17 protein-coding genes are annotated in these 22,629 nt (G+C 69.0%); 7 read left to right on the top strand and 10 right to left on the bottom strand.

All coding sequences use genetic code 11. From position 1 onward, the window contains the following. Positions 1-4: 4 nt before the first annotated feature. From ACV22W_RS29420 to ACV22W_RS29410, 3 genes are read left to right on the top strand one after another with little or no spacing between them, the layout of a single operon-like run. Positions 5-1,165 carry an ABC transporter ATP-binding protein gene (locus ACV22W_RS29420; RefSeq protein ID WP_059524233.1) on the top strand — a complete coding sequence of 387 codons (1,161 nt, stop codon included), beginning with the start codon at positions 5-7 and terminating at the stop codon, positions 1,163-1,165. Then, positions 1,162-2,091 (top strand): ABC transporter permease subunit, encoded by a 930-nt coding sequence (locus ACV22W_RS29415; RefSeq protein WP_448022947.1) that lies wholly within the window; start codon positions 1,162-1,164, stop codon positions 2,089-2,091. Before ACV22W_RS29420 ends, ACV22W_RS29415 begins: the two co-directional genes overlap by 4 nt. Then, complete coding sequence (locus tag ACV22W_RS29410) at positions 2,088-2,909, top strand: ABC transporter permease subunit (protein ID WP_448022946.1); 822 nt, start codon at positions 2,088-2,090, stop codon at positions 2,907-2,909. Before ACV22W_RS29415 ends, ACV22W_RS29410 begins: the two co-directional genes overlap by 4 nt. Before the next feature lie 100 nt (positions 2,910-3,009). Here the strand turns inward: ACV22W_RS29410 and ACV22W_RS29405 are convergent, their stop codons facing one another. The 4 genes from ACV22W_RS29405 to ACV22W_RS29390 all read right to left on the bottom strand — a co-directional run bounded on the left by ACV22W_RS29405 (position 3,010) and on the right by ACV22W_RS29390 (position 8,189). Beyond that, positions 3,010-4,620: a ricin-type beta-trefoil lectin domain protein gene (locus tag ACV22W_RS29405; RefSeq protein ID WP_448022945.1), complete on the bottom strand. Its 1,611-nt coding sequence runs from the start codon at positions 4,618-4,620 to the stop codon at positions 3,010-3,012. Positions 4,621-4,758: 138 nt separating this feature from the next. Continuing rightward, the gene (locus ACV22W_RS29400) at positions 4,759-5,565 is read right to left on the bottom strand and encodes a sulfite exporter TauE/SafE family protein (RefSeq protein WP_059814425.1); all 807 of its coding nucleotides are present in this window, start codon (positions 5,563-5,565) and stop codon (positions 4,759-4,761) included. Between the two features lie 18 nt (positions 5,566-5,583). Continuing rightward, positions 5,584-7,275, bottom strand: a complete 1,692-nt coding sequence (locus ACV22W_RS29395; RefSeq protein WP_448022944.1) for a TIGR01244 family sulfur transferase — start codon at positions 7,273-7,275, stop codon at positions 5,584-5,586. A 29-nt stretch (positions 7,276-7,304) separates the two neighbouring features. Continuing rightward, positions 7,305-8,189: an MBL fold metallo-hydrolase gene (locus ACV22W_RS29390; RefSeq protein ID WP_448022943.1), complete on the bottom strand. Its 885-nt coding sequence runs from the start codon at positions 8,187-8,189 to the stop codon at positions 7,305-7,307. A 250-nt stretch (positions 8,190-8,439) separates the two neighbouring features. Here ACV22W_RS29390 and ACV22W_RS29385 point away from each other — a divergent pair, with 250 nt between their 5' ends. Next, the gene (locus ACV22W_RS29385) at positions 8,440-9,837 is read left to right on the top strand and encodes a sigma-54 interaction domain-containing protein (RefSeq protein ID WP_448022942.1); all 1,398 of its coding nucleotides are present in this window, start codon (positions 8,440-8,442) and stop codon (positions 9,835-9,837) included. 68 nt (positions 9,838-9,905) lie between these two features. Here the strand turns inward: ACV22W_RS29385 and ACV22W_RS29380 are convergent, their stop codons facing one another. The 4 genes from ACV22W_RS29380 to ACV22W_RS29365 form a co-directional block, all read right to left on the bottom strand. Beyond that, on the bottom strand, positions 9,906-10,934 hold the full coding sequence (locus ACV22W_RS29380; RefSeq protein ID WP_448022941.1) for a MerR family transcriptional regulator: 1,029 nt from the start codon (positions 10,932-10,934) through the stop codon (positions 9,906-9,908). A gap of 123 nt (positions 10,935-11,057) precedes the next feature. Further along, positions 11,058-12,629: an efflux transporter outer membrane subunit gene (locus tag ACV22W_RS29375; protein ID WP_448022940.1), complete on the bottom strand. Its 1,572-nt coding sequence runs from the start codon at positions 12,627-12,629 to the stop codon at positions 11,058-11,060. Positions 12,630-12,631: 2 nt separating this feature from the next. Then, on the bottom strand, positions 12,632-15,778 hold the full coding sequence (locus ACV22W_RS29370) for an efflux RND transporter permease subunit (protein ID WP_448022939.1): 3,147 nt from the start codon (positions 15,776-15,778) through the stop codon (positions 12,632-12,634). Then, the gene (locus ACV22W_RS29365; RefSeq protein ID WP_448022938.1) at positions 15,775-16,884 is read right to left on the bottom strand and encodes an efflux RND transporter periplasmic adaptor subunit; all 1,110 of its coding nucleotides are present in this window, start codon (positions 16,882-16,884) and stop codon (positions 15,775-15,777) included. Before ACV22W_RS29365 ends, ACV22W_RS29370 begins: the two co-directional genes overlap by 4 nt. Before the next feature lie 190 nt (positions 16,885-17,074). Here ACV22W_RS29365 and ACV22W_RS29360 point away from each other — a divergent pair, with 190 nt between their 5' ends. Next, positions 17,075-17,695 (top strand): TetR/AcrR family transcriptional regulator, encoded by a 621-nt coding sequence (locus ACV22W_RS29360; RefSeq protein ID WP_059524255.1) that lies wholly within the window; start codon positions 17,075-17,077, stop codon positions 17,693-17,695. An 82-nt stretch (positions 17,696-17,777) separates the two neighbouring features. Here ACV22W_RS29360 and ACV22W_RS29355 read toward each other — a convergent pair whose 3' ends face one another. After that, complete coding sequence (locus ACV22W_RS29355) at positions 17,778-19,511, bottom strand: ClcB-like voltage-gated chloride channel protein (RefSeq protein ID WP_448022937.1); 1,734 nt, start codon at positions 19,509-19,511, stop codon at positions 17,778-17,780. 115 nt (positions 19,512-19,626) lie between these two features. Then, positions 19,627-20,703, bottom strand: coding sequence for a YeiH family protein (locus ACV22W_RS29350; protein ID WP_448022936.1), 1,077 nt, complete (start codon positions 20,701-20,703; stop codon positions 19,627-19,629). 111 nt (positions 20,704-20,814) lie between these two features. Between ACV22W_RS29350 and ACV22W_RS29345 the strand changes: the two genes are divergently transcribed. Together ACV22W_RS29345 and ACV22W_RS29340 are read left to right on the top strand one after the other, a co-directional pair. Beyond that, complete coding sequence (locus ACV22W_RS29345) at positions 20,815-21,705, top strand: LysR family transcriptional regulator (RefSeq protein WP_448022935.1); 891 nt, start codon at positions 20,815-20,817, stop codon at positions 21,703-21,705. Positions 21,706-21,840: 135 nt separating this feature from the next. Beyond that, a complete protein-coding gene (locus tag ACV22W_RS29340) occupies positions 21,841-22,605 on the top strand; it encodes a sugar phosphate isomerase/epimerase family protein (protein ID WP_448022934.1) in 765 nt (254 codons plus the stop codon). Positions 22,606-22,629 lie beyond the last annotated feature (24 nt).

Genomic DNA, 22,629 nt, shown 5'->3' with positions numbered 1-22,629 from the left:
CATCATGAATAGCCAGTCGGGTGCGCCGGTCGCGGGCGCGCCGTCCTTCGTTCCTTCGTCCGGCGCCGATGCGCGCGCCGAGAACTTTGTCCAGATCGTCGACGTCGTCAAGAAATTCGGCGAGACCGAAGTGGTACGCAACGTGAACCTGACGGTGCGCCAGGGCGAGCTGTTCGCGCTGCTCGGCAGCTCGGGTTCCGGCAAGTCGACGCTGCTGCGCATGCTCGCGGGCCTCGAGACGGTCACGTCGGGCAAGATCCTGATCGACGGCGAGGACCTCGCGCAGATGCCGCCGTACAAGCGGCCCGTGAACATGATGTTCCAGTCGTATGCGCTGTTCCCGCACATGTCGGTCGAATCGAACGTCGCATACGGCCTCAAACAGGAAGGCACGCCCAAGGCGGAGCTGAAGGAGCGCGTCGCGGCGGCGCTCGAGCTCGTGCAGATGAGCAAGTACGCGAAGCGCAAGCCGCACCAGCTGTCGGGCGGCCAGCAGCAGCGCGTCGCGCTCGCGCGTTCGCTCGTCAAGCGCCCGAAGGTGCTGCTGCTCGACGAGCCGATGTCGGCGCTCGACAAGCAGATCCGCCAGCGCACGCAGATCGAGCTCGTCAACATCCTGAACAAGGTCGGCGTCACCTGCATCATGGTCACGCACGACCAGGAAGAGGCGATGACGATGGCGAACCGGCTCGCCGTGATGAGCGAAGGGCAGATCGTGCAGATCGGCTCGCCGAACGAAGTCTACGAATATCCGAACAGTCGCTTCTCGGCCGAGTTCATCGGCTCGACCAACCTGTTCGAAGGCGTCACCGTCGAGGACGAACCCGACCACGTGTACATCGAATCGCCGGAGCTGCCGAGCCGGCTGTACGTGAGCCACGGGATCACGGGCCCGCTCGGAATGCCGGTCACGGTGTCGGTGCGCCCCGAGCGGATCGCGCTCACGCGCAAGCCGCCCGAAGGCGCGTTCAACTGGGCGCGCGGCAAGATCACCAATGTCGCGTACATGGGTGGCTATTCGCTGTATCACGTAAAGCTCGATGCGGGCAAGACGGTGATCGCGAACGTGTCGAGCCTCGCGATCTCCGAGCTCGACACACCGTCGCTCGGCGACGAGATCTACGTGCGCTGGAGCGCGACCGCGGGCGTGGTGCTGACGTCATGAGCACGCTCAAGTCCCTGCTCGCATGGCCCGTGCGGCGCTTCAACCTGACCGGCGGCTCGGCGGTCGTCGCGGGGCCGTATACGTGGCTCGTGCTGTTCTTCCTCGTGCCGTTCGTGCTGGTCGTGAAGATCAGCTTCGCGGAGCTGCAGCTCGGCATTCCGCCATATACGGAACTCGCGTCATACGCGGACGGCGTGGTGCACATCGCGCTGAACCTGTCGCACTACGCGTTCCTGCTCACCGACAGCCTGTATTTCGCGACCTACGTGAATTCGGTGGTGGTCGCGGCGATCACGACGCTGCTGTGCCTGCTGATCGGCTATCCGATGGCGTACTACATCGCGCGTTCGAACCCGGCGACCCGCAACCTGCTGATGATGGGTGTGATGCTGCCGTTCTGGACGTCGTTCCTGATTCGCGTGTATGCATGGATCGGGATCCTGAAGAACAACGGGCTCCTGAACAACTTCCTGATGTGGATCGGCCTGACCCATACGCCGATCGAGCTGTACCGCACGAACTACGCGGTATACATCGGGATGGTGTATTCGTACCTGCCGTTCCTCGTGATGCCGCTGTACGCGCACCTCGTGAAGATGGACCTGCGCCTGCTCGAGGCTGCGTACGACCTGGGAGCCAGGCCGCGGAGGGCGTTCGTGCAGATCACGCTGCCGCTGTCGAAGAACGGGATCATCGCGGGCTGCCTGCTGGTGTTCATTCCGGCGGTCGGCGAGTACGTGATCCCGGAGCTGCTCGGCGGCGCGAACACGCTGATGATCGGCCGCGTGATGTGGAATGAGTTCTTCAACAACGCAGACTGGCCGATGGCGTCGGCCGTGACCTGCGCGATGGTGCTGCTGCTGCTCGTGCCGATGGCGATGTTCCAGCACTTCCAGGCGAAGGAGCAGGAGGGCCGCCGTCGATGAAGCCGAATCGTTACCTGCAGTTCGCGGCGCTATTCGCCGGTTTCGCGTTCCTGTACATCCCGATCATCAGCCTGATCGTCTATTCGTTCAACGAGTCGAAGCTCGTCACCGTGTGGTCGGGTTTCTCTTTCCGCTGGTACTCGGCGCTCGTGGAGGACGACGAACTGCTGACGGCCGCATGGCTGTCGCTGAAGATCGGCGTGCTGACCGCGTTCGCGTCGGTGTTCATCGGCACGTGGGCCGGGTTCGTGCTCGCGCGCATGGGCCGCTTTCGCGGCTTCGCGCTGTTCAGCGGGATGATCAACGCGCCGCTGGTGATTCCCGAGGTGATCCAGGGGATCTCGCTGCTGCTGCTGTTCATCGAACTGGCGAAGTGGATCGGCTGGCCGGCCGAGCGCGGCGTGTTCACGATCTGGCTGGGCCACGTGATGCTGTGCATCTCCTACGTCGCGATCATCGTGCAGTCGCGCGTGCGCGAACTGAACCCGTCGCTCGAGGAAGCCGCGCTCGATCTGGGCGCGACGCCGTTGAAGGTGTTCTTCACGATCACGCTGCCGCTGATCTCGCAGGCGCTGATCGCGGGCTGGCTGCTGTCGTTCACGCTGTCGATCGATGACCTCGTGCTGTCGGCGTTCCTGTCCGGCCCAGGCTCGACGACGCTGCCGCTCGTCGTGTTCTCGCGCGTGCGCCTCGGCCTGAACCCGGAGATGAACGCGCTCGCGACGCTGTTCATCGTCGCGGTGACGGCCGGCGTGGTGATCGCGAACTTCGTGATGCTGCGTCAGGAGCGCAAGCGGGTGGCTGCGTTCGCGGCCTGACGTCTCCTTGCGCACAGGTTGCCGACGCAACGAAAAAACGCCCGGTGCCGACGACGAGTCGAGCCGGGCGTTTTACATGAATGGGCGTGGCGCGCGCCGGTCAGTACTTGAAGCTCTTGCCTGGCGTCGTCCAGACGGAGGTGGTCGCCGTGCATGCCTGGAGGGTCAGTGTGCCGCCGGCCGGCGCGAGGCAGCGGCCGGTGGCCTGCGACACGAGTTGCGCTGTGCCCGGCAGCGTGCCGGCCTTCACCTGCCACTGCTGGCTCGCCGTGCCGGGCACGCAGGTGCGCAGCAGCGCGCCGTTGGCCGAGCCGGCGGGCTGCGCGGTGAGGCAGTAGCTGTACTTGGACTGCAGCGTGCCGTCACCGGCCACGACCCACAGTTGCGGATTGAAGTGCGTGCCGCCGGATGCGCGCACCGACGCGAGCGTCGGGCATGCGCCGAGCGTTGCGACGCTGCCGTCGGTCAGGCCGCCCGACGCCGCCAGGCACGCGCCGCCGCTTTTCACGAGGCCGGCGGCCGATTGCTGCGGCCCGCCGATCAGCGTGGCGACGCCATTCGCTTGCGACGCGTTCGCATAGCTCGCCGGACACGACTTGTTGACCGTGACCGAGGGTGCCGGGACCGACACCGCGTTGCCGATCGCGTCATACGCGCGAATGCTGAACTGCGCGTCCGTATGCGCGATCGACGCGCAGCTCGTGCGGCTCGAGTTCCAGTCGAAATACTCGACCCACTGGCTGATCCAGCCGACGGGCACCTGCGTCTGCGTGGTGCCGACGTAGATGCTGCCGATATCGAAGCTGTCGCCGGTTGTACCGTTCGTCACGTCGGTCACGTTGCTCTTGAACCAGCCGGGGCCCTGGCTCGTGTCCGGCGTGATGCGGAACCGGTACGTGTGGCCCGCGTGCCACTCGTAGCGATAGCGGCATTGCGCGCCCGCGCTGCCGTCCGTCGCCGAGCCGCTGACCGTGCAATAGCTTCCCGCGCCGATGCCCGCGCTCGCGGGCGTGCCGGGTTTGGCGGCGGTCGCGCCCCACAGGCTGAACAGGAACTGCTTGCCGACGCCTTCGCTGGCCGACACCAGCTCGGTCGACTGCAGGCCGGTGTAGCCGTTGAGCGAACCGATCTGGTTCGACCAGAAGACGTTCGAGTTCGGGCCCGGGTCCGTTGCCGGCGTGATGAACAGGTCGAGCGTGCCGACGCTGCGCACCGTCGACGGGAACCACGTGTCGCTGTAAAGTCCCGGCGTCGAGCCGAGGAAACCGGACAGCGTCGGCGCGGTGGCGGCCGTCAGCGTCGCGAACCCTGCGGCCGTATCGGCCGTGATCGTGAAGCTGCGCGCGCCTGCCGGCGGCAGCGCCGCGACCGGCGGCACACCGAGCGTGAAGCCGAGCGTGCAGGTGCCGCCCGCCGGCACCGTCATGCCCGACAACGCGATGTGCGACGTGCCGTCGTCGGTGAGCGTGCCGCCACACGTGCTGGTGAGGCCGCTCGCGCTGAAACCGGATGGCATGCCGATGAAGAGCCCGGCGGCAGCGGGCGCGGTGCCGGTGTTGGCGAGCTTGAGCGTTGCCTTGTCGGTTCCGCCGACCGACGGGGAGAGACTGGCGAGCGTCAGCGTCGCCGTATAGGCGGATGCGGCTAGCGCGGTGAGTGGCGTCAACAGCAGTGCGGCAAGTGCCGCGCTTCCTCGTTTACCGATGTGCATGACCGGACTCCATTGTTCTTGTTGGTGTCGACGCGCCGGGCAAGGGCGCGCGGGGAGTCTAGCATGCGGCTCGCGGCGGTTTTGCGACGGCGGGGGCGGCTCCGGCGCAGGACGCGAGGGCGATTCCCGCGCCCCGGTTCACGCGCCGAACGCCGCCTTCGCCAGCAACCCAAGTGCAACGCAGACGAGCACGGCAGCGAAGCCGGCCTGCACGTGCCGCGCGGACAGGTGCCGGGACGCATTGCGTCCGATCGCCATGCCAATTGCGGTCGCGACCGTGAACCACAGCATCATGTCGAGCGGCGCGCGCGTGCCCGACACGAGCGTCGCGAGCACGCCGCCGGTGCCGACCAGCGCGATCACCATCAGCGACGTCGCGACGACGCCGTGCATCGACACGTTCGTGAACTTGCGCAGCATCGGCACGATCACGAAGCCGCCGCCGACGCCGAGCAAGCCCGTCATCAGCCCCGTCACCGCGCCGGTCGACGCGAGCGCGAGCCCGACCGGCCAGGACCACACGAGGCGGCCCGTATCGGGATTCACGCGGCCGACGCACAACCGCGATTCGTCCGCGTCGCCGGAGGCGTGGCGCAGTGCCTGCCGCAGCAGGCGGCTCGCGACGACCAGCATCGTCAGCGCGAACAGCGCCAGCAGCACGCGCTGCGGCAGTACGTGCGCGAGCTTTACGCCGAGCGTCGTGAGCGGCACGCCCGCCACGGCCATCAACAGCGCCGCGCGATAGCGCACGAGCCCGCGACGAAACCCTTCGAGCGCGCCGAGCGCGGCGCTGCCCGCGACCGCGACGAGCGCGACGGGCGTGGCCTGTTGCATCGGCCAGCCCATCCCGACGACGAGCGCGGGTACCGCGAGAATGCCGCCGCCCGCGCCGGTGAGGCCGAGCACGGCGCCGACGAGGCTGCCGAGTACGAGGGAAATCAGCATGGTGTCATCGGGTTCCGGTCAACGTGCGATCGCGGGCTTCGCGAGCCATTCGCGGCCCTTGAGCATCGCCTTCCAGTAGAGCGGCGGCAGCAGGCGCTCCTTGAGCAGCCACGCGAGCCGGGACGGACGCCGGCCGTCGATCAGCCACGCGGGGAAGGTCGGCGCGACCTTGCCGCCGTAGAGGAATTCGGCGAGCACGATCTTGCCGCGCTCGACGGTGAGCGGGCACGACCCGTAGCCGTCGTACGCGGCGTCGCCGTGCGCGCGGCCCAGCGACGCGAGCACATTGTGCGCGACGACGGGCGCCTGCTTGCGCGCGGCCGCGGCGGTCTTCGCATTGGTCGTGTTGGTGACGTCGCCGAGCGCGAAGATGTCCGCGAACTGCTTGTGCCGCAGCGTCGCCGGATCGACGTCGATCCAGCCGGCCGCGTCGGCGAGCGGGCTCGCGCGCACGAAATCGGGCGCCTTCTGCGGCGGCACGACGTGGATCATGTCGAACGCGCGCTCGACGGTTTCCGTGCCGCCGTCGGGCAAGGCGCGCCGGAACGTCGCGCGCCGCGCGGGCCCGTCGATCGCGACGAGGTTGTGGCCGAACGACAGCGCGATGTCGTAGCTTTTCACGTACTCCATCAACGCGGGCACGTAGTCGGCGACCCCGAACAGCGCGGCGCCCGCATTCAGGAACTCGACGTTCGCGGCGCCGAGGCGGCCCGTGCGCCGCCAGTGATCGCACGACAGGTACATCGCCTTCTGCGGCGCGCCCGCGCACTTGATCGGCATCGGCGGCTGCGTGAACAGCGCATTGCCGCCGCGGAACGCCTGCACCAGTTCCCACGTGTACGGCGCGAGGTCGTAGCGATAGTTCGACGTGACGCCGTTGCGGCCGAGCGTTTCCGCGAGGCCGTCGATCGCGTGCCAGTCGAGCTTGAGCCCCGGGCACACGATCAGCTTGCGGTAGCCGATGCGCCGGCAGCCGTCGAGCACCACCGTGTGCGTGTCGGGCTCGAAGCCGGCGACGGCGGCCTGGATCCATTTCACGCCGCGCGGCAGCAGGTCGACGATCCGGCGCGCGGTCGTGTCGGGCCGGAACACGCCTGCGCCGACCATCGTCCAGCCGGGCTGGTAGTAGTGCGTATCGGCCGGGTCGATCACCGCGATATCGAGCGATGCGTCGCGCGCAAGCAGGCTCGACGCGACCGCGACGCCGGCCGCGCCCGCGCCGACGATCACGATGTCGTGCCGCGCGTCGACGGCCGGCGCGGCCTGGCGGCCGTCCTGCGCGAGTCCTTGCGCGGAACCTCGTGTGAGACGCGGCGCGAGCGCGGCGAGATCATAGCCGGCCGCGGCGGCGATCGCGACGATGTCGCCGGCGGGACGCCTGTCGGCCTGCGACAGCGCCCACAGCGTCGCCGAACGCGTGCCGCTGCGGCAGTATGCGAGTACCGGGCCCGCGAGCGACGCGACGAGCGCGTCGAATTGCCGGGCCTGATCGTCGGTGACCTTGCCGGTATCGACGGGCAGGTAATGGACGGCGATGCCGAGCGGCGCGGCGGCGGCGCGGATTTCGGCGACGGTCGGCTGGTCCGCGCCTTCGCCGTCCGGGCGGTTGCAGACGATCGTGCGGATGCCGGCGGCGTGGAGCGCGGGCAGGTCGGCCGCGGCGATCTGGGGCGAGACCGACAGCAGGTCGGTTAGCGAGCGGATGGTCATGTCGGGGGTTCTCCGGTCGGGGTGGCGGCTCAGATCGCGTCGAGCGGGATCTTCAGGTAACGCACGCCATTGTTTTCGGGCTCGGGCAGGTGGCCGGCGCGCATGTTGACCTGCACGGACGGCAGCATCAGCACGGGCATGTCGAGCGTCGCATCGCGTGCGGTGCGCATGGCGACGAAATCGTCCTCGGTCACGCCGTCCTTCACGTGCACGTTCGCGCGGCGCTGCTCGGCCACGGTCGTCACGAACTGCACGTCGCGGCCGCCCGGCTGGTAGTCGTGGCACAGGTACAGGCGCGTGTCGGGCGGCAGGGCGAGCACGCGCGCGATCGAGCGGTACAGCGTGCGTGCGTCGCCGCCCGGAAAGTCGCAGCGGGCGGTGCCGTAGTCGGGCATGAACAGCGTGTCGCCGACGAACGCGGCACGCTGCGTCGCGTCGTCGACGCAGTACGTCAGGCATGCGGGCGTGTGGCCCGGCGTGTGCAGCGCGCGGATCGTCAGCGCGCCGAGCGCGAGCGTGTCGCCGTCATCGAGCAGGCGGTCGAACTGGCTGCCGTCCCGCGCGAAGCCCGGGCCGGCATTGAACAGCGTGCCGAACACGTGCTGCACGCGGCGGACGTGCGAGCCGATCGCGATCTGCCCGCCGACATGCGCCTTCAGGTACGGCGCGGCCGACAGATGGTCGGCATGCACGTGCGTTTCCAGCAGCCAGTGCACGGTCGCGCCAAGTTCGGCGACGCGGGCGATCAGCCGATCGGCGCTGGCAGTGCGCGTGCGGCCCGATTTGGGGTCGTAGTCGAGCACACTGTCGATCAGCGCGCACGCGCGGCTCGCGGTATCGAGCAACAGGTAGCTGACGGTATGGGTCGCCGGGTCGAAAAAGCCTTCGACCGACAGTTGGGGGGCATGGCTCACGGGATCTCCTCGATCGGGTTCTGCATCTGCAATCCGGGATTCCATGTTCAAGAAGCATGCCAGTCCGAGCCGCGATGCCGGACGATGTGGCAGGTACTTGATTCGGCTCGGATTTCCGGCCCGGTCGCGGTGCGCCGCGGGCAGGGCGGACGGAGCGTCGTCGATGTCGACTGCCATATGTGGCAGTGTTGTGGCAGAATTGGCAGTTAGTCTGGCAGTCCGACTTGTCCATCCGTACCCGAGCCTCCTCATGAATCCGCACGACACCATTCCGATCGTTCCCGCGCCGTCGCGCGACGTCATGCCCGACGTGCGCGCGCTCGTCGCGTATCTGGAGCAGGATCCGCAGCCGATGATCGTCGTCGATCCCGAGTACCGCATCCTCGCGGCGAACGATGCGTACCGGCGCCAGTTCGGCGTGGCAGGTGTCGAGCACGTCGGCCGGCGCTGCTTCCAGGTCTCGCATCACTACGACGTGCCGTGCGATCAGGCCGGCGAGCATTGCCCGATGAAGCAGGCGCTCGAGTCGCGCAGCCTGAACCGCGTGCTGCACATCCACCATACGCCGCGCGGCCCCGAGCACGTCGATGTGGAGTTGCGGCCCATCTTCGATGCGCGCGGCGACGTGATCGCGTACGTCGAGCGGCTGACGACCGTGCGCAGCGCGTCCGCGCAGCCGAGCGCGGAAGGGCTCGTCGGCGGCGCCGACGCGTTCAATGCGGCGCTCGGCGCGCTGCAGCGTGTCGCGCCGTCGATGCTGCCGGTGCTGCTGCTCGGCGAATCGGGCACCGGCAAGGAATTGTTTGCGCGGGCGCTGCACGAGGCGAGCGCGCGCGCGATGGGGCCGTTCGTGGTTGTCGACTGTTCGGGCATCGCCGAGACGCTGTTCGAGAGCGAACTGTTCGGCTACGAGAAGGGGGCGTTTACCGGCGCGAACCAGCGCAAGCCGGGCCTCGTCGAGACCGCGCAGGGCGGCACGCTGTTTCTCGACGAGATCGGCGACGTGCCGCTGCCGATGCAGGTGAAGCTGCTGCGGCTGATCGAGTCGGGGACGTTCCGGCGCGTCGGCGGCGTCGAGGCGCTGCGCGCGGATTTCCGGCTCGTCGCGGCGACTCACAAGCCGCTGCGCGAGATGATCGACGACGGCCGGTTCCGGCAGGATCTCTACTACCGGATCAACGCGTTTCCGATTCCGCTGCCGCCGCTGCGCGAGCGGCGCGGCGACGTCGCGCTGCTGGCCGAATCGATCCTGCGGCGCATCGCGAACGCGCGTGCCGGCGCGGGCGATGCGAGCGCGCGACCGTTCGCGGCCCGGCAATTCGTGCTGAGCGAGCATGCGCGTGCGTGCCTCGACGCGTATGCGTGGCCGGGCAACATCCGCGAGCTGCGCAACGTGCTCGAACGTGCGTGCCTGTTCGCGGACGACGGGACGATCCGCGTCGAGCATCTGCCGGCCGAGCTGGTCGCGGCATCGGCCGCGCCGCACGCGCATGCGGCGGACACGCGCGGCGTGTCGGACGCGGAACTCGTGCGGATTGCACGCACGTTCGACGGTACGCGCAAGCAGCTGGCCGAGCACGTCGGGTTGAGCGAGCGCACGCTGTACCGACGGATGAAGGCGCTCGGGCTCGGCGTGCGCGAGCGGTGAGCGGAAGCCGGACCGCTCGCGCGGGCGGCGCGTGAAACCACCACGCACAGCCCGCGGGGGCTACACCGTCAACGCGCCGGCGCCAACTGCGCCATCGCCTCGCGGATGAAACCGAGCAGCGTGTCGTCGACCCACGAATCCTTCGTCAGCGCCGGCTCGGTCATCATCGCGTGCCGGAATTTCGCGTGCGTGGCCGGGTCGCTGCCCGCATAGCTGCGGAACAGGCCGAGCCAGCGTTGCGCGAGCGCGCGGCCTTCCGGTGAATCGGGCCGTGCGCCCGTATCGATCGCATCGCGCACGTCGCCCATCAGTTGCGGCCATTCCATCGCGTGTTCGCTGAAGTGCGCGCGCATGAAGCGGATCTCGTCCGGGGCGAGATACTTCTCGAAGATCCGCATCTTCGTTTCCGAGGACGCGCGCAGCACATAGTCGCGCAGCACGGTCGAGATGCCGAGTTTCGACTGCATCGCCGGTTCGCGCTCGTGCATCAGGTTCAGCTTCGCGAGCAGCCGCGGATCGTTGTTCGTGTCGCGCACGAGCAGCGCCATCCAGCGGCCGGCGAGCGCACGCACGCGCTCGTCCTCGGGCGGCACGCCCGCGTCGTGCAGCGCACGCACGTCGGTGACGAGCGCGATCCATTCGGCGTCGCCCGCCTGGCTCTTGCGGTACATCGGCAGACGCGCGAGTTCTTCCTCGGAAAAATATTTGTCGTACACGGTCATCAACTCCAGTGTGGTGAGCCAATCGGCCAGTTCCGGCTCGGTGCCCGCGGCGAGTTGCGCGTGCAGGTGCACGAGCCGCTCGCGCAGCTGCGCGGCCTGCGCGAGCTGGTGATCGAGCGACGCGATCTGCTTCGCGACGAGCTCGACGAGCGGGGTGCCGGGCTGGTTCAGGTAGTCGCCGATTTCGGCGAGCGACAGTCCGAAGCGACGCAGGGCCTGGATCTGGTGGAGCCGGGCGATGTCGTCGCGGTCGTACAGCCGGTAGCCGTTGTCGGCACGCGCCGAAGGCGTCAGGAGGCCGATCGCGTGATAGTGATGAAGCGTGCGGACGGTCAGGCCGCTGCGTTTCGCCAGTTCTCCCACTTTCAGCCGCATGGTGTCCTCCGTTCGGTGCGCACGCTGGAGTCTCGAACGTTACGCTACGTGAGGGTCAAGCGGAAGATCGCGGAACGGCGCGCGGGGTGGTCCCGCGCGCCGCCCGTCCGGGGCAAGGGTGCGTTATTGCGGTGACGGCGGTGCGTCGGGCGCGGCCGCGCGTGCCTGGGCGGCGGGAGCGCCTTGATCCGCGTTGCCGACGTTCCTGGCCGTCGCTGCGTTGCCGGTCGGCTCGACCGGCGGCGTACCCATCGCCTGATAGAGCCGCGCGGTATCCGCGAAGCGTGCGCCGGTCGCGCGAAACTCGTCGAGCCGCGCATTGCGGTACTGCAGCTCGCTCGCGCGCGCCGCCGACGGCGGCAACGCGCCGAGCCGCACGCGGGCGGCCGCGTCGTCGTACGCGCCGCGCGCGGACAGCGCGGCCCGCGACGACGCATCGAGCGCCTCCGCGTCGTGCTCGAGCGCGGCGAGCGAATCGGCGACGTTCTGGAACGCGCTCAGCACGGTCTGCCTGTACTGGTCGACCGCGGCTTCGTAAGTGGCCTTCGCCGCACGCCGCTGCGCGAGCAGCGCGCCGCCGTGAAACAGCGGCTGGCTCAGCGACGCCCCGACGTTCCAGATCGCGCCGGCGCCCGACAGCATCGTCGGCCAGCTGAAGCCGCCTTTGCCCATGGCTGCCGACAGCGACAGCTGCGGGAACAACTGCGCGGTCGCGACGCCGACTTCGGCGGCGGCCGCCTTCAGCCCCGCGTCGGCGGCCTGGATGTCGGGGCGGCTTTGCAGCAGGTCGGACGGCACGACCACGGGCACCTGCGTGGGCAGGTGCAGGTCGGCGAGCGTGAGGTCGGCGGGTGGCCGGTCGGGTGTGCGGCCGACCAGCACCGCCAGCGCGTGGCGCGCCGAGTCGCGCTGCTGGCGCAGCGCGGGCAGGCTCGCGGCGAAGGTGTCCGCGCTTTGCCGTGCGTTCAGCGCGTCGCTGTGCGACGCCGAGCCGAGCGCGTAGCGGCGTTGCGCGTCGTGCGCCTGGTCGTTCGCGAGCGCGACGAGCCGTTCGGTCGTCGCGATCTGCGCGTTGAGCACCGACACCGTAATCGACGCGGTGACGATGTTCGCGGCGAGTGCCCGACGCGCCGATTCGAGCTGGAACGCGCTGACGTCGACGCGCTTCGCGAGCGCGCGGTTCGCGAAGCGCGACACGCCGAACAGGTCGATCGTGTAGCTCGCCTGCAATTGCCCGACGAACGTGTCGTACAGCAGCGTCGGCGCGCCGAGCGCGGGGATCGGCACGCCGAGTGCGCGCTGGCGCGTGGCCTGGGCGCCCGCATCGATCGACGGCAGCATCGAGCTGCCGATCTGCCCGCGCAACTGCTCGCGCGCGGCATCCAGCGAATGCGAAGCCGCGCTGAGCGTCGGGCTGTTGCGCAGCCCTTCGTCGACGAGCGCGTTCAGCGCATCGGAGCGGTACTGCGTCCACCAGTCGGGCACGGGCTGCGCGCCGACCTCGAACTGCTGCGCGACGCCTTGCGCGGCGACGGTCTGCTGCACTTGCGGCGCGGCGCCGTAATGCGCGGGCGACGGCATCGCGGGCGGCTCGCCGCTCGGCGCGAACCATGCGCAGCCGGCGAGCGGGCCGGCGAGGCTCACGGCCGCGAGCGCCCGCGCGGCCTTCGTTTTCAGGTTCATCGACAGTTCCATGATCAGGCTCCCGACGGGGCGGCAGGCGAGCCGTCGTGTGGCGGGCCGTCGCGCGGGTCGCGTTCGTCGCGCTTCACGCGGAACCACGCGGCGTACAGCGCGGGCAGGTAGAACAGCGTCAGCACGGTCGCGCTCGTGATCCCGCCCATCAGCGCGGTCGCCATCGGCCCGAAGAAGTTCGAGCGCAACAGCGGGATCAGCGCGAGCACGGCGGCCGCGGCCGTCAGCGTAATCGGGCGGAAGCGCCGCACGGTCGCGCCGACGATCGCGTCGAAGCGGCCGTGGCCGGCCGCGATGTCCTGCTCGATCTGGTCGACGAGAATCACCGAGTTGCGCATGATGATCCCGAACATCGCGATCACGCCGAGCATCGCGACGAAGCCGAACGGCTGCCCGAACAGCAGCAGCGTGCCGACCACGCCGATCAGCCCGAGCGGTGCGGTCAGCACGACCATCAGCACGCGCGAGAAGCTCTGCAGCTGGATCATCAGCAGCGTGAACACGGCGATCGCCATCAGCGGCATCTGCGCGTTGATCGACGTCTGCGCCTTCGCGCTTTCCTCGACCGACCCGCCGATGTTGATCTGGTAGCCGACCGGCAGTTGCGCGCGCAACGCATTCAGCTTGCCGTCGATCGCATGCGTGACATCGATGCCCTGCGCGCCGGCGCGCACGTCGGACTGCACGGTGATGGTCGGCTGGCGATCGCGCTCCCACACCACGCCGTATTCGAGCGCCGGCGTGAAGCGGCCGAGCGAGCCGAGCGGCACGGGGCCGTTCGGCGTCGGCATCGCCAGGCCCGCGAGCTTCGCGGGATCGACGCGATCGGGGCGCGGCGCACGCAGGTCGACCGCGATCAGCTTGTCGCGTTCGCGATACTGCGTGACGGTCGTGCCGGACAGCGTCATCGCGAGGAAGCTCGACACGTCCTGCGACGTGACGTTCAGCGCGCGCGCCTTCTTCTGATCGAGCTCGAAGCGCACCGAGCGCTCGGCCGGCTCATCCCAGTCGAACTGCACGTTCATCGTGCGTGCGTCGCCGCGCATCGTCGCCGCGACCTTCTCGGCGATCGAGCGCACCGTCGCGATGTCGTCGCCGCTCACGCGGAACTGCACGGGGTAGCCGACCGGCGGCCCGTTCTCGAGCCGCGACAGGCGCCAGCGCACGGCCGGGAAGCGGTCGCGCAGCGTGGTTTCGAGCCAGGCCGCGAGCTTCTCGCGATCCTCGACGGATTTCGCGGTGACGACGAACTGCGCGAAGTTCGGCAATTGCAGTTGCTGGTCCAGCGGCAGGTAGAAGCGCGGCGCGCCGCTGCCGACGAAATTCACCGAATGGTCGATCTCGGGCCGCTTGTCGAGCACCTTCTCGAGGCGTTCGGTCTCGCGCAGCGTCGCGGCGAACGACGCACCTTCGGGCAGCCGCAGGTCGACGAGCAGCTCGGGGCGATCGGAGCTCGGGAAGAACTGCTGCGGCACGAGCGAGAAACCCATCAGCGCGACGACGAAGAGGGCGCCGGTGATCAGCAGCACGACGAAGCGGCGCTCGATGCACCAGTCGATCCAGCCGCGCAGGCGCGTGTAGAAGCGCGTGTCGTAGATGTCGTGCTCGTGATCGTCCGGCAGGTGCGCTTCGTGCGCGTGCTTCTTGCGCTCGGGCAGCAGGTGATAGCCGAGCAGCGGAATCAGCACGACGGCCGCGAACCACGACGCGATCAGCGCGATCGCCGACACCTCGAAGATCGAGCGCGTGTACTCGCCGGTGCTCGATTTCGCGAGCGCGATCGGCAGGAAGCCCGACACCGTGACGAGCGTGCCCGTCAGCATCGGGAACGCGGTGCTCGTGTACGCGAACGCGGCGGCGCGCGCGCGGCTGTAGCCCTGTTCGAGCTTCACGGCCATCATCTCGACCGCGATGATGGCGTCGTCGACGAGCAGCCCGAGCGCGAGCACCAGCGTGCCGAGCGACACCTTGTGCAGCCCGATGTCGAACAGGTACATGAACAGGGCCGTGACGGCGAGCACGACCGGAATCGAGATCACGACGACCATCCCGGTGCGCAGGCCGAGCGACACGAGGCTCACGACCAGCACGATCGCAATCGCTTCGGCGACGGCTTCGAGGAAGTCGTCGACCGAATGCGACACCGCATGCGGCATGCTCGACACCAGCGTCAGCTTGAGCCCGGCCGGCAACTGCGCCTGCAGGTTCTTCGATTCGGCGTCGAGCGCCTTGCCGAGCCGGATCACGTCGCCGCCCGGCTGCATCGTCACGCCGATGCCGAGCACGGCATGGCCTTGGGTGCGCATCTGCGTGACGGGCGGATCGTCGTAGCCGCGCTTCACGGTGGCGAGATCGCCGAGCCGGAACGTGCGGCCGTTGATGCGGATCAGCGTGTCGGCGATCGCGGCGACGTTGTCGAACTGGCCGCTCGGCCGCACGAACACGCGATCGTCGGCGGTCGTGAGCACGCCGGCCGACGAGATGTCGTTCTGCGCGTTGATCGCCTGCCCGAGCTGCTGCGGCGAGATGCCGAGGCGCGTGAGCTGCGTGTTGTCGGCCTCGATGAAGATCCGCTGGTCGGGGTCGCCGAAGTAGTCGACCTTGCCGACGCCCGGCACGCGCAGCAGCACCGTGCGCAACTGGTCCGCGTAGTCGTGGAGTTGCGCGGGCGTGAAGCCGTCGCCTTCGAGCGTCCAGATGTTGGTGTAGACGTCGCCGAACTCGTCGTTGAAGAACGGACCCTGAACGCCGGGCGGCAGCGTGTAGCCGATGTCACCGACCTTCTTGCGGATCTGGTACCAGGTCTCGGGCACGTCCTTCACGGGCGCCGAATCCTTCATCGTGAAGAAGATCAGCGATTCGCCGGGCCGTGAATAGCTGCGCAGGAAATCGATGGCCGGCGTTTCCTGCAGCTTGCGGCCGATCCGGTCGGTCACCTGCTCCTGCACCTGGCGCGCGCTCGCGCCGGGCCAGAACGTGCGGATCACCATCACGCGGAACGTGAACGGCGGGTCTTCGGATTGCGCGAGCCGCGTGTACGCGAGGATGCCCGCGAGCGTCGCGAGTGCGATCAGGTAGACGACCAGCGCCTGGTGGCGCAGCGCCCATGCCGACAGATTGAACCGGCCTTCTTCGCGGGGGCCGCTCATGACGCGAAGTCCTCCGCATGCAGCGGTGCGATCGGCCGCACCTTCTCGCCCGCGCTGACCGTATGCACGCCTTGCAGCACGACGCGCTCGCCAGGCTGCAGGCCGCTCGATACGGTGACGGTGCGTTCGTTGAAGCGCGCGACGTCGACGCGGCGCAGTTCCAGCGTGTCGTCCTTCGTGCGCACGACCCACACGGCCGGATGCGGGCCGTCGTGGAACAACGCGGTCGCGGGCAGCGTGATGCTCGGCGCGTTGCCGGCAAGCGGCGCGCCGTCGAAAGCGACGTTCGCGGTCATCCCGAGGCGCACGGCCGGATCGGGCGCGGCGAGCGTGAGCTTCACGCGGTAGGTGCGGCTTTGCGGATCGGCGGCCGGCGCGATTTCGCGCACCATCGCGTCGAACCGGCGGCCCGGCAGCGACGGCAACGTGACGCTCGCCGCGTGCCCGGGCGCGAGCGACGCGAGCGCGGCCTCGGGCACGTCGCTGACGACATCGACGTCGCCCGACCACGCAAGCTGGTAGACGGCCTGGCCGGCCGATACGTTCTGGCCGGTGTCGGCCTGTTCGGCGGTGATGGTGCCCGCGTGGTCCGCGACGAGCGTCGCATAGCGGAGCTGGTTCTTCGCGAGCGCGAGCTGCTGCTGCGCCTGGTCGCGCTGCGCGAGCGCGGACGTGTAGCTGTTCTCGGTCTGTTCGAGTTGCGCGGTCGCGATCAGGTTCTCGCGCGCCTGTGCACGATCGCGGTCGAGCTGCTGCTTCGCGAACGCGAGGCCGTGCGATGCGGCATCGAGCTGCGCCTGCGCGCTCGCGGCGTTCTTCTCGACGTCGGACGGATCGAGCAGCGCGACGACCTGGCCGGCCTTGACGGTGTCGCCAAGCCGCACCTTGCGTTCGACGATCTTGCCCGCGATGCGGAACGACAGCGGCGTCGCGTAACGCGGCTGGATCTCGCCGGGCAGCGTGGCGGCCGCCGCGGCGCCGTCGGCGTGCGCGGGCAGCGCGACGACCGGGCGCGGCGCGGGCGGCGCGGCTTCCTTCGGGTGGCAGGCGGCGAGGACGAGCGCGGTGCCGATCAGCAGCACGGCGCGGGAACCGGAGCGATTCACGAAACCCCCAGATGAGGTGAGAACGGAACGAAGCCGGCAAGCGCGGCGGGCGCTTGCCCCGAGTGGCGCCGGCCCGGCGCGCACGAAACAGTCGAACGAGGTCGTTCGGAAACTGTGGCGGATTCTAATACACACCTGTATCTGAATGCAAAGATGAATCTGAAAGGGAGTTGGTGCTAGACTGCGCGCCATGAAACCACAGCGCTTAACTCGCGAGCAGAGCAGGGACCAGACGCGCGAACGTCTGCTGAATGCCGCGCATCGGATTTTTCTGAAGAAAGGCTATGTCGCCGCGAGCGTCGAGGACATCGCGGCGGCGGCCGGCTATACGCGCGGCGCGTTTTATTCGAATTTCCGCAGCAAGTCGGAACTGCTGCTCGAACTGCTCGAGCGCGACCATGATTCGGTGCGGGCCGATTTCGAGGCGATCTTCGAGGTGGGCGGGCCGCGCGAGCAAATGGAGTCGATGGCGCTCGCGTACTACCGGACGCTGTTTCGCGACGACGAATATTCGCTGCTGTGGGGCGAGGCGAAGCTGCAGGCGGCGCGCGACGCGAAGTTTCGCGTGCGCTTCAACCAGTTCCTGCACGGCAAGCGGCTGCAGATGGCCGAGTTCATCCAGCGCTTCGCCGAGCGCGCGGGCACGCCGCTGTTGCTGCCGGCCGAGACGCTCGCGTTCGGGCTGATGTGCCTGTGCGACGGCGTGCAGTCGTACTACACGGCCGATCCGCAGCATGTTTCGGCCGACGTGGCCGAATCGGTGTTGGCGGGGTTCTTCGCGCGGGTCGTGCTGGGGCGCGCGCCGGACTGAACGGGGCGGCGGTCGGTCGGCGCGGACGGTTCCGCGAGCGCGGATGCGGCGACGCCGTATCGGGCGCCGCCCACGGTGTACGTCAGCGCTCGCCGGTCATCCGCCGGTACGCGTCGAGCAGCGACGTCTTGTAGACGACGCCCGCGAGCGTCGGCTCGGCCTCGCTTTCGATCACCGGCAGCCGTTCGCCCTGGAACGCCATGAAGCGTTCGAGCGCGGTCGCGAGCGGCATGTCGGGCGTGAGCAGCGGAAACGGCGTATGCGCGTAGTGCGCTGCCGTCTTGTCGGTCGTGTCGCGCTTCTCGAGCAGGTCGGACGTGATGTCCTTCAACGCGACCGCGCCGCGGAAGCGCCCGGCGTCGTCGGTCACGTACAGATACTTCACCGGATACTCGAGAAACACGCGCGTCATGTCGGCGACGCTCGCGGTGAGCGGCACGACCGTCTGCGCGGGCTGGATCAGCTCGCGCATCTGGGTGGTGCGCAGCCGCAGCCGTTCCTGCGCGTCCTGGTGGTGGCGCAGCGTGATCTCGTACATCGACGTCGTGCCCGTCGCGCGCGCGACGAAATACGCGAACACGCACGACACCAGCAGCGGCAGCACGACCTGGTAACTGAGCGTCATCTCGAAGATCATCAGGATGGCCATCAGCGGCGCCTGCGTGGCGCCGGCCATGAACGCGCCCATTCCGACCATCGCATACGCGAAATACGCGGACGTGTGGCCGGGCCACAGCGCGTTCATCGCGAGCCCGAACAGCGAGCCGAACACGGCCCCGACGAACAGCGTCGGCGTAAACACGCCGCCGACCGCGCCCGAGCCGGCGGTCGCGGCGGTCGCGATCACCTTGAACACCAGCACCGCGACGAGCGCCTGCCAGGTCCACGGCGAATGCAGGATCTGGTTCACGACGCTGTAGCCGTTGCCCCACACGTCCGGAATCCACACCGAGATCACGCCGACCACGAGCCCGCCGAGCGCGAGGCGCACCGGCGACGGCACGGGCAGCCGCTTGAACTGGGTCTTCGACGCATCGAGCAGGTGCAGGAACTGCGGCGCGAGCACGCCGCACAGCGCGCCGAGCACGACGAACAGCAGGACCTCGGGGCCCGTCACGGCCGGGAATACCGGCATCTCGTACGGCGGCCGGTAGCCGGCGAATTCCCGCATCACGATGTTCGCGACGACGGATGCGACGACCATCGGCCCGAAGCTCTCCATTGCGATCGTGCCGAGCACGATTTCGGACACGAAGAACGCGCCGGCGATCGGCGCGTTGTAGGCGGACGTGATGCCGGCTGCCGCGCCGCACGCGACGAGCAGGCGCAGGCGCGGCGGGTCGAAGTGCACGAAACGGCCCACCAGCGATGCGGCGAGCGCCGCGAGCTGGACCATCGGGCCTTCGCGGCCGATCGAGCCGCCGCTGCCGATCGTCAGCAGCGACGACACGCTGCGCCACAGGCTCTGCCGTACCGGCACGACGCCGTCGCCGAGTGCGACGGCTTCCATGTAGTCGGTGTTGCCGGATTTCCGGACGCCGCGCGTCGCGAGCAGCAGCACGCAGCCGGCCAGGAAGCCGCCCGCGGCCGGCATCCAGAACCGCACGTACCACGGCAGGCTTCGCGCCATCTGCACGAAGCTGCCGCTGTGCCCGGAGATCAGGCGCTGCATCAAGTCGATGCCTTCACGAAACGCCATGGTGGCGAAGGCACCGCCGACGCCGACGATGGCCGACCAGATCAGCATCGTATGAGCGTCCGACAGGCGGAACAGCGTCTGGGCGCGAGTGCGCAGCTTCAGCAGGAACGAGAGCACGGCTGAAAGAGGATGGTGAAAAGGACGAAGGAAAACGACGCGAAGCATAGCACTGCGCCGCGCCCGCGGGATCTTCCCGTCGGGCGCGGCGCGTGTCGCGGCGTGGAGGCGCGGCTCAGCCAAGCCAGCGCTGTACGGCCCAGGTGATCCCGTAGCCGCCGGCGATCAGCCACACGTACAGGATCAGGCCGGTGGTCAGGGCCCGCGGGCCGGCCTCGCGGATCTGCGACACGCGGGTCTCGATGCCGAGCGCGGTCATCGCCATCGTCAGCGCGAAGGTGTCGAGCACGTTCAGCGTGTGCGTGACGTCGGCGGGCAGCACGTTCAGCGAATTGACGATCACGAAGCCGAGGAAGCCGAGCGCGAACCACGGCACCGCCACCTTGCGCTTGCCTTGCGCGCCGTCGGCGCTCGCACCGGCCGAGCGTGCGGAGCGGGCGAGCCACCAGCCGAGCGTGAGCAGCACCGGCACCAGCAGCATCACGCGGGTCATCTTCACGATCGTGGCGACGTGCGCGACCTGCGGGCTGATGTCGCTCGCCGCGCCGACCACCTGCGCGACCTCATGGATCGTGCCGCCGAAGAACAGGCCGAGGCCGGTCGGGTCGAGATTGAGCAGGCCGGCGTGATACGCGACCGGGTAGAGGAACATCGACAGCGTGCCGAACAGCACCACGCTGCCCACGGCCATCGCGCTCTGGTGCGGCTTCGACTGCAGCGTCGACTCGAACGCGAGCACGGCGGCCGCACCGCAGATCGCGCTGCCGGCGGCGGTCAAGAGCGCCGCGTCGCGATCGAGCTTCATCACCTTCATGCCGACCCAGGTGCCGATCGCGAGTGTGCTCACGACGACCAGCACCGACACAGTCAGGCCCGGCAGGCCGACCTGCGCGATTTCCTGCAGGCTCACGCGCAGGCCGAAGAACGCGACCGCGATGCGCAGCAGCTTGCGCGCGGAAAAGTTGACGCCGGCCGCCCAGCTCGCAGGCATCCCGTCGCGCAGCGCGTTGCCGTACAGCGCGCCTGCGACGATGCCGACGATCAGCGGCGACAGGCCGAGCCCGGCGATTGCAGGAAGCTGCGACAGACTGGTGTCGGCGGCGGCGAACAGCGCGACGAACAGCACGCCGTTCAACTGGCCGCGCATCGACGGGGCGGCGTGATTGAGATGGGGAGTCGGAGCAGTGGACATGGGGCACCGTGATGAAACAGGTTGCGATGGCCTAATCCTAATTTGGTTATATCGATATGAAAAATTGTGATTTGTGACGTAAACTATCCGGAAATCCGATAATTCACGCTCATGACCCCGGATCAACTGATAACGTTCGCCGCCGTCGCCGAACATCTGAACATCAGCCGCGCCGCCGTGGCGCTGCATCTGTCGCAGCCAGCCGTGTCGGGCCAGCTGCGCCTGCTGCAGGACGAATTCGGCGAGCCGCTGTACCAGCGCGAGGGCCGCGGCATCCGCCTGACGCCGGTCGGCGAACAGCTTGCGCAGTACGCGACGGCGCAGCGCGACACGTTCGCGCAGGCGCGCGCGTTTCGCGACGCCGTGCGCGGGCTCGACGCAGGCACGCTGCGGATCGGCGCGAGCACGACGCCCGCCAGCTATCTGCTGCCGTATCTGATCGCGGCATTCCAGCCGCGGGTGCCGCGGGTGGCGATCCACACGATGAGCGGCAATACGGCCGACGTGGTCGCAGCGCTGGCGTCGCTCGACATCGCGATGATCGAAGGGCCGCCCGGCGAGGCGCTGCCGCCCGGCACCGCCGTGCATGCGTGGCACGAGGACGAGATCGTCGCGGTCGTGCCGGCCGGACATCCGCTCGCCGGGCCGGAATACGAAGCCGGCGTCACGCTCGACGCGCTCGCCCCGCATCCGCTCGTGCTGCGCGAGGAGGGTTCCGGCGTGCGCCAGCTCGTCGAACGCGCGTTCGCGCATGGCGGCGCGCCGATGCGCGTCGCGTTCGAGATCGCGGGTGTCGAGGCCGTGAAGGAGGCCGTGCGCGCGGGGATGGGCGTCGGTTTCGTGTCCGCGATGTCGCTGCGCCACGAGGATGCGGCGCTCGTGCCGCGCTCGCTGGCCCCGGCGCCGCTCACGCGCCATTTCTCGATCCTCGTGCCGCACGGCGCCGCGCCGTCGCGCGTGGCGGCCCAGTTCCTCGGCATGTGCATCACGCACGACGAATAGGGGCGCCGGTGCGGGTCCCGGAACGCCGCGGCGGCCCGGCCTAGGGATTTCCTCTATGGCGTGCACCGGACGCGAAGCGCACCATCCGTCTCAAGCAAATGGAACCGGTTCCATTCCGGTAAAAAAAGGGCAGAAATGGCAGACATCGTGATCGTGGCGAGCGCATTCGGGATGGACCGCGTGCGTCAGGAGGGCCACCGTGCATTCATCGCGACCGCGGCCGCATCCGGCGCGACCGGTTTCGAGGTGCGGCGCGAGCTGTTCGCATCGGACGACGACGCGACGCCCGGCGCGCTGGCCGAGCTCGGCACGGCACTGGCCGCGCATGGGCTATGGTCGGTCTATTCGACGCCGGCCACGTTGTACACGGAAACCGGCGCGCTCGATGCCGACGCGTTGCGCGACACGCTCGCGGAAGCCGATGCACTCGGCGCGCGCTTCGTCAAGTTCCAGCTCGGCGGTTTCGCAGGCGACGCCCATGCGTCCGGGATCGTCGCGCTGTCGCGCGGCGCGCGTGCCCGCGTGGTGGTCGAGAACGGTCAGCTGCCGGTGGGCGGCGCGCTCGCTCAATTCAGCGGGCTGTTCGCCGCGTTGACCGACGCGGGCGTGCCCGATGCGCTCGGCATGACGTTCGACATCGGCAACTGGCAGTGGCCGGGCGAAGCGCCGCTCGCGTGCGCGCACGCGCTCGCGCCGCATGTGGAATACATTCATTGCAAGGCAGTCGAGGGCGAGGGCGCGCGCCGTTTCGCGGTGGCGCCGGCGCCGGGCGACACGCTCGTCACGGGCGTGCTCGCGGCCCTGCCGCAAGCGGCGCCGCGCGGCATCGAATTCCCGTTCGATGCCGCAGACCTGGCGGGCGATGCCGGCCGGCGCGTGGCGTGGCTCGCCGCCGCGTGACGCAGGAAGGATACGGAGGAATTC

This window comes from Burkholderia sp. AW49-1, from assembly GCF_053427845.1.
Note: the sequence above shows the minus strand (reverse complement) of the source record. Positions and strands in the feature narration are given on the sequence as shown.

Coding starts and splice junctions, on each gene's coding strand:
- ACV22W_RS29405 (WP_448022945.1), bottom strand. CDS start 4,620: ATGCACATCGGTAAACGAGGAAGCGCGGCACTTGCCGCACTGCTGTTG.
- ACV22W_RS29395 (WP_448022944.1), bottom strand. CDS start 7,275: ATGACCATCCGCTCGCTAACCGACCTGCTGTCGGTCTCGCCCCAGATC.
- ACV22W_RS29415 (WP_448022947.1), top strand. CDS start 1,162: ATGAGCACGCTCAAGTCCCTGCTCGCATGGCCCGTGCGGCGCTTCAAC.
- ACV22W_RS29340 (WP_448022934.1), top strand. CDS start 21,841: ATGGCAGACATCGTGATCGTGGCGAGCGCATTCGGGATGGACCGCGTG.
- ACV22W_RS29380 (WP_448022941.1), bottom strand. CDS start 10,934: ATGCGGCTGAAAGTGGGAGAACTGGCGAAACGCAGCGGCCTGACCGTC.
- ACV22W_RS29345 (WP_448022935.1), top strand. CDS start 20,815: ATGACCCCGGATCAACTGATAACGTTCGCCGCCGTCGCCGAACATCTG.
- ACV22W_RS29350 (WP_448022936.1), bottom strand. CDS start 20,703: ATGTCCACTGCTCCGACTCCCCATCTCAATCACGCCGCCCCGTCGATG.
- ACV22W_RS29360 (WP_059524255.1), top strand. CDS start 17,075: ATGAAACCACAGCGCTTAACTCGCGAGCAGAGCAGGGACCAGACGCGC.
- ACV22W_RS29375 (WP_448022940.1), bottom strand. CDS start 12,629: ATGGAACTGTCGATGAACCTGAAAACGAAGGCCGCGCGGGCGCTCGCG.
- ACV22W_RS29420 (WP_059524233.1), top strand. CDS start 5: ATGAATAGCCAGTCGGGTGCGCCGGTCGCGGGCGCGCCGTCCTTCGTT.
- ACV22W_RS29410 (WP_448022946.1), top strand. CDS start 2,088: ATGAAGCCGAATCGTTACCTGCAGTTCGCGGCGCTATTCGCCGGTTTC.
- ACV22W_RS29370 (WP_448022939.1), bottom strand. CDS start 15,778: ATGAGCGGCCCCCGCGAAGAAGGCCGGTTCAATCTGTCGGCATGGGCG.
- ACV22W_RS29400 (WP_059814425.1), bottom strand. CDS start 5,565: ATGCTGATTTCCCTCGTACTCGGCAGCCTCGTCGGCGCCGTGCTCGGC.
- ACV22W_RS29385 (WP_448022942.1), top strand. CDS start 8,440: ATGAATCCGCACGACACCATTCCGATCGTTCCCGCGCCGTCGCGCGAC.